Annotated in this window: 4 protein-coding genes and 1 pseudogene; all 5 read left to right on the forward strand. The window is 71.0% G+C overall.

From position 1 onward, the window contains the following. Positions 1 to 7 precede the first annotated feature (7 nt). Entirely contained in the window at positions 8 to 2,092 is a 2,085-nt protein-coding gene (gene tkt / locus CG723_RS38310) for a transketolase (protein WP_100598156.1), read from the forward strand. A 28-nt stretch (positions 2,093 to 2,120) separates the two neighbouring features. Then, positions 2,121 to 3,266 carry a transaldolase gene (gene tal / locus CG723_RS38315; RefSeq protein ID WP_100598157.1) on the forward strand — a complete coding sequence of 382 codons (1,146 nt, stop codon included), beginning with the start codon at positions 2,121 to 2,123 and terminating at the stop codon, positions 3,264 to 3,266. Next, on the forward strand, positions 3,263 to 4,795 hold the full coding sequence (gene zwf / locus CG723_RS38320; protein ID WP_100598158.1) for a glucose-6-phosphate dehydrogenase: 1,533 nt from the start codon (positions 3,263 to 3,265) through the stop codon (positions 4,793 to 4,795). The genes tal and zwf overlap by 4 nt, the downstream gene beginning before the upstream one ends. Continuing rightward, on the forward strand, positions 4,792 to 5,727 hold the full coding sequence (opcA, locus tag CG723_RS38325; RefSeq protein ID WP_100598159.1) for a glucose-6-phosphate dehydrogenase assembly protein OpcA: 936 nt from the start codon (positions 4,792 to 4,794) through the stop codon (positions 5,725 to 5,727). Before zwf ends, opcA begins: the two co-directional genes overlap by 4 nt. Further along, a pseudogene (locus CG723_RS38330) lies at positions 5,720 to 6,000 on the forward strand (glucose-6-phosphate isomerase); the annotation flags it as partial. The gene opcA and the pseudogene CG723_RS38330, both read left to right, overlap by 8 nt.

Here is a 6,000-nt window from a genome sequence, read left to right on the forward strand (position 1 = left end):
CGTACAGATGAGCACGCAGACACCGGACGCCCTCGGCCCCTTCGAGTGGAGTGACCTCGACCGGCGTGCCGTCGACACCGCGCGCCTGCTCGCGGCCGACGCCGTGCAGCAGGTCGGCAACGGCCACCCCGGCACGGCGATGAGTCTGGCCCCCGCCGCGTACACCCTCTTCCAGAAGGTCATGCGCCACGACCCGGCCGACCCCGAGTGGACCGGCCGCGACCGCTTCGTCCTCTCTCCGGGCCACACCAGCCTCACCCTCTACACGCAGCTCTTCCTCTCCGGCTACGAGCTGGAGCTCGACGACCTGAAGGCGTTCCGCACCCACGGCTCGAAGACGCCCGGCCACCCCGAGTACGGCCACACCGCCGGTGTCGAGACGACGACCGGCCCGCTCGGCCAGGGCGTCGCCAACGCCGTCGGCATGGCGATGGCCGCCCGCTACGAGCGCGGCCTCTTCGACCCCGAGGCCCCCGAGGGCGAGTCCCCCTTCGACCACACCATCTGGGCGATCGTCTCCGACGGCGACCTGGAGGAGGGCATCTCCGCCGAGGCGTCCTCCCTCGCCGGCCACCAGAAGCTCGGCAACCTCGTCTTCGTCTACGACGACAACCACATCTCCATCGAGGGCGACACCGCCACCGCGTTCTCCGAGGACGTCCTCAAGCGTTACGAGGCCTACGGCTGGCACGTCCAGCGCATCGAGCCCAAGGCCGACGGCGACACCGACGTGCACGCCCTGTACGAGGCCCTGGCCGCGGCGAAGGCCGACACCGGCCGCCCGTCCATCATCGCGATGCGCACGATCATCGCCTGGCCCGCCCCGAACGCGCAGAACACCGAGGCGTCCCACGGCTCCGCGCTCGGCGCCGAGGAGATCGCCGCCACCAAGCGCGTCCTCGGCTTCGACCCGGAGCAGACCTTCGAGGTCGCCGACGACGTCATCGCCCACACCCGCGGGGCCCTCGACCGCGGCGCCGACGCGCACGCCGAGTGGGACAAGCGCCTCGGCGAGTGGCGCACGGCCGAGCCCGAGCGCTCCACCCTCCTCGACCGCATCGTCGCCGGCCGTCTCCCCGAGGGCTGGGAGCAGGCGCTCCCGTCCTTCGACGAGGGCACGAAGGTCGCGACGCGGGCCGCGTCCGGCAAGGTCCTCCAGGCGCTCGGCCCGGTCATCCCCGAGCTGTGGGGCGGCTCCGCCGACCTCGCGGGCTCGAACAACACGACCATCGACAAGGCCAGTTCGTTCCTGCCGAAGGGCAACCCGCTGCCGGAGGCCGACCCGTACGGCCGCACGATCCACTTCGGCATCCGCGAGCACTCGATGGCCGCCGAGATGAACGGCATCGCGCTGCACGGCAACACCCGCATCTACGGCGGCACGTTCCTCGTCTTCTCGGACTACATGCGCAACGCCGTCCGGCTGTCCGCGCTGATGCAGCTCCCCGTCACGTACGTGTGGACCCACGACTCCATCGGCCTGGGCGAGGACGGCCCCACGCACCAGCCCGTCGAGCACCTCGCCTCCCTGCGCGCCATTCCGGGTCTGAACATCGTCCGCCCGGCCGACGCCAACGAGACCGCTGTCGCCTGGCGCGAGATCCTGCGCCGCGGCACCACGAAGCCCGCCCCGCACGGCCTCGCGCTGACCCGCCAGGGCGTGCCCACGTACGAGCTCGACGAGCAGGCGGCGAAGGGCGGTTACGTTCTGCGTGAGGCGTCCACCGCGACGCCCGACCTCATCCTGATCGCGACCGGCTCCGAGGTGCACCTCGCCGTGGCCGCCCGCGAGCAGCTGGAGGCCGAGGGGATCGGTACGCGCGTCGTGTCGATGCCGTCCGTCGAGTGGTTCGAGGAGCAGTCGCAGGACTACAAGGACAGCGTCCTGCCCTCGTCCGTGAAGGCGCGCGTCGCCGTCGAGGCCGGCATCGGTCTGACCTGGTACCGCTACGTCGGCGACGCCGGCCGCATCGTCTCCCTGGAGCACTTCGGCGCCTCCGCCGACGCCGCCACGCTCTTCGCCGAGTACGGCTTCACCGCCGACAACATCGCCGCCATGGCGCGCGAGTCCCTCACCGCCGCCCGCGCCTGACCGTACGCCCCCGTACACCCGAAAGAAGATGAAGAACATGAGCAACGCCGACTCCACCGTCACGCCCCTCGAGTCCCTTGCCGGCGAAGGCGTTTCCATCTGGCTGGACGACCTGTCCCGCAAGCGCATCGAGTCCGGCAACCTCGCCGAACTGATCGAGAACAGCCACGTCGTGGGCGTCACGACGAACCCCTCGATCTTCCAGGCGGCCATCGGTTCCGGTGAGGGTTACGAGGAGCAGCTCGCCGACCTCGCCACCCGCGGCGTCACCGTCGACGAGGCGGTCCGCATGATGACCACCGCCGACGTCCGCGCCGCCGCAGACATCCTGCGCCCCGTGTACGACGCGACGCAGGGCCGCGACGGCCGCGTCTCCATCGAGGTCGACCCGCGCCTCGCCCACGACACGACGGCCACCGTCGCCGAGGCCAAGCAGCTGTCCTGGCTGGTCGACCGCCCGAACGTCATGATCAAGATCCCTGCGACGAAGGCGGGCCTCCCGGCCATCACCGAGGTCATCGGCCTCGGCATCAGCGTCAACGTCACCCTGATCTTCTCCCTCGACCGCTACAAGGCCGTCATGGACGCCTACCTCGCGGGCCTGGAGAAGGCGCAGGCCGCGGGCATCGACCTGGCGGGCATCCACTCCGTCGCCTCCTTCTTCGTCTCGCGCGTCGACGCCGAGATCGACAAGCGGCTCGACCAGGTCGGCAGCGACGAGGCCAAGTCCCTCAAGGGCAAGGCCGCCCTCGCCAACGCCCGTCTCGCGTACGAGGCGTACGAAGAGGTCTTCGCCTCCGAGCGTGCGGGCAAGCTGGAGGCCGCCGGCGCCAACAAGCAGCGCCCGCTGTGGGCCTCCACCGGCGTCAAGGACCCCGCGTACAAGGACACCCTGTACGTCGACGAGCTCGTCGCCCCGGGCACGGTCAACACCATGCCGGAGGCCACCCTGAAGGCCACCGCCGACCACGGCGTGATCACCGGCGACACGGTGACGGGCGGCTACGAGCAGGCGCGCGCCGACCTCAAGGCCGTCGACGCGCTCGGCATCTCCTACGACGAGGTCGTGCAGCAGCTGGAGGACGAGGGCGTCGCCAAGTTCGACGTGGCGTGGAACGACCTGCTCGGCACGGTCTCCGGCCGCCTCGCCGACAAGGAGGCGCAGGCCAAGTGAGCACCACTGCTTGGCAGAACCCGCTGAGGGACCCCCGCGACCGCCGCCTGCCGCGCATCGCGGGCCCCTCCGGCCTCGTCATCTTCGGCGTCACGGGCGACCTGTCCCGCAAGAAGCTGATGCCGGCGGTCTACGACCTCGCCAACCGCGGACTGCTGCCGCCGGGCTTCTCGCTCGTCGGCTTCGCCCGCCGCGACTGGGAGGACCAGGACTTCGCCCAGGTCGTCCACGACGCGGTGCGCGAGCACTCCCGCACCGAGTTCCGCGAGGAGGTCTGGCAGCAGCTCGCCGAGGGCATGCGCTTCATCCCCGGCGACTTCGACGACGACACGGCGTTCAAGCAGCTGCGCGAGGCCGTCGACGACCTCGACGAGAAGCGCGGCACCAGCGGCAACTACGCCTTCTACCTCTCCGTGCCCCCCAAGTTCTTCCCGCAGGTCGTGCAGCAGCTCAAGAAGCACGGCCTCGCCGACGGACCCGAGGGCTCCTGGCGTCGCGCCGTCATCGAGAAGCCGTTCGGCCACGACCTGGCCAGCGCCCGCGAACTCAACGCGATCGTGCACGACGTCTTCGCCCCCGACCAGGTCTTCCGCATCGACCACTACCTCGGCAAGGAGACCGTCCAGAACATCCTGGCCCTCCGCTTCGCCAACCAGATGTACGAACCCGTCTGGAACCGGAGTTACGTCGACCACGTGCAGATCACGATGGCCGAGGACATCGGCATCGGCGGCCGCGCCGGCTACTACGACGGCATCGGCGCCGCCCGCGACGTCATCCAGAACCACCTCCTCCAGCTCATGGCCCTCACCGCCATGGAGGAGCCGGCCTCCTTCGACGCCGAGTCGCTCCTCACCGAGAAGCTCAAGGTCCTCAAGTCGGTGCGGCTGCCCGAGAACCTCGGCGAGCACACCGTCCGCGCCCAGTACGCGGCAGGCTGGCAGGGCGGCGAGAAGGTCCCCGGCTACCTCCAGGAAGACGGCATCGACCCCAAGTCGAAGACCGACACGTACGCGGCCGTCAAGCTGTCGGTCGACAACCGCCGTTGGGCGGGCGTCCCCTTCTACCTGCGCACCGGCAAGCGCCTCGGCCGCCGCGTCACCGAGATCGCCGTCGTCTTCCAGCGCGCCCCGCACTCCCCGTTCGACTCCACCGCCACGGAGGAACTCGGCCAGAACGCCGTGGTCATCCGCGTCCAGCCCGACGAGGGCATGACCGTACGCTTCGGCTCGAAGGTCCCGGGTACCTCGATGGAGATCCGGGACGTGTCGATGGACTTCGCCTACGGCGAGTCCTTCACCGAGTCCAGCCCGGAGGCGTACGAACGGCTCATCCTGGACGTCCTGCTCGGCGATGCCAACCTCTTCCCCCGCACGGAGGAGGTGGAGGAGTCCTGGAAGATCCTCGACCCGATCGAGGGCCACTGGGACACCCACGGCCGGCCCGCGCAGTACGCCTCGGGAAGCTGGGGCCCGAAGGAAGCGGACGAGATGCTCGCACGAGACGGACGGAGCTGGCGCAGGCCATGAAGATCGACCTCACCGACACGACGGCAAGCAAGGTCAACAAGGCCCTGGTGGAAGGCCGCAGGGCGATTGGCACCCCGGCCGTGGGCATGGTCCTCACGATGGTCATCGTGACCGACGAGGAGAACGCCTACGACTCCATCAAGGCCGCCGAGGAGGCCTCCCGCGAGCACCCCTCGCGCACCCTCGTCGTGATCAAGCGGCACGCCCGCTCGCCCCGCGACCGCCAGGGCAACCGCCTCGACGCCGAGGTGCGCGTCGGCGCGGACGCCGGCACCGGCGAGACCGTCCTGCTGCGCCTGTACGGCGAGGTCGGCCAGCACGCCGACTCCGTCGTCCTGCCGCTGCTGCTCCCGGACGCGCCCGTCGTCGTCTGGTGGCCGGTCGACGCCCCCGACGTCCCCGCCAAGGACCCCCTGGGCGCGCTCGCCCAGCGCCGTATCACCGACGCGTACGCCGTCGAGGACCCGCTGTCCGCGCTGGCCGCCCGCGCCGCCTCGTACGCCCCCGGCGACACCGACCTCGCCTGGACCCGCCTCACGCCGTGGCGCTCCATGCTGGCCGCCGCCCTCGACCAGGCAGGCGCCGAGATCACCTCGGCGGCCGTCGAGAGCGAGGCCGAGAACCCCAGCGCCGAGCTGCTCGCCCGCTGGCTGGGCGCCCGCCTCGGCGTGCCCGTCGAGCGCGTCACCACCGCGGGCCCGGTCGTCACGGCCGTCCGCCTCGGCACGGCCGGCGGCGAGATCCGCATCGACCGTCCCGAGGGCCCCCTCGCGCAGCTCACCCTGCCCGGCCAGCCGCAGCGCACCCTGGCCCTCAAGGTCCGCACCACCTCCGAGCTGATCGCCGAAGAACTCCGCCGCCTCGACGCGGACGAGATGTACGCCGTCGCTCTGCGCGGCGATGGCACCAAGGAGCGCGTTCAACATGCCTGACACCACCCCGCACCTCACGGTCCGTCCCCAGTGGACGGCCCTTTCGGACCACCGCGCGAAGCAGCGCCAGGTCCATCTGCGGGATCTGTTCACCACCGACCCGGGCCGCGCCGCGCGCTACACGGTCCAGGTCGGCGATCTGCACGTCGACTACTCCAAGCACCTGGTCACGGACGAGACGCTGCGCCTGCTGCGCGAGCTCGCCGCCGCGGCCGACGTGTTCGGGCTGCGGGACGCCATGTTCCGCGGCGAGAAGATCAACACGACGGAGGG

The sequence above is a fragment of the Streptomyces sp. CB01635 genome (genome assembly GCF_002803065.1).
GTDB lineage: Bacteria > Actinomycetota > Actinomycetes > Streptomycetales > Streptomycetaceae > Streptomyces.

Bases quoted from the DNA above. Each gene is read 5' to 3' on its own strand.
- opcA (WP_100598159.1), top strand. From the start codon at position 4,792: ATGAAGATCGACCTCACCGACACGACGGCAAGCAAGGTCAACAAGGCC.
- tal (WP_100598157.1), top strand. From the start codon at position 2,121: ATGAAGAACATGAGCAACGCCGACTCCACCGTCACGCCCCTCGAGTCC.
- tkt (WP_100598156.1), top strand. From the start codon at position 8: ATGAGCACGCAGACACCGGACGCCCTCGGCCCCTTCGAGTGGAGTGAC.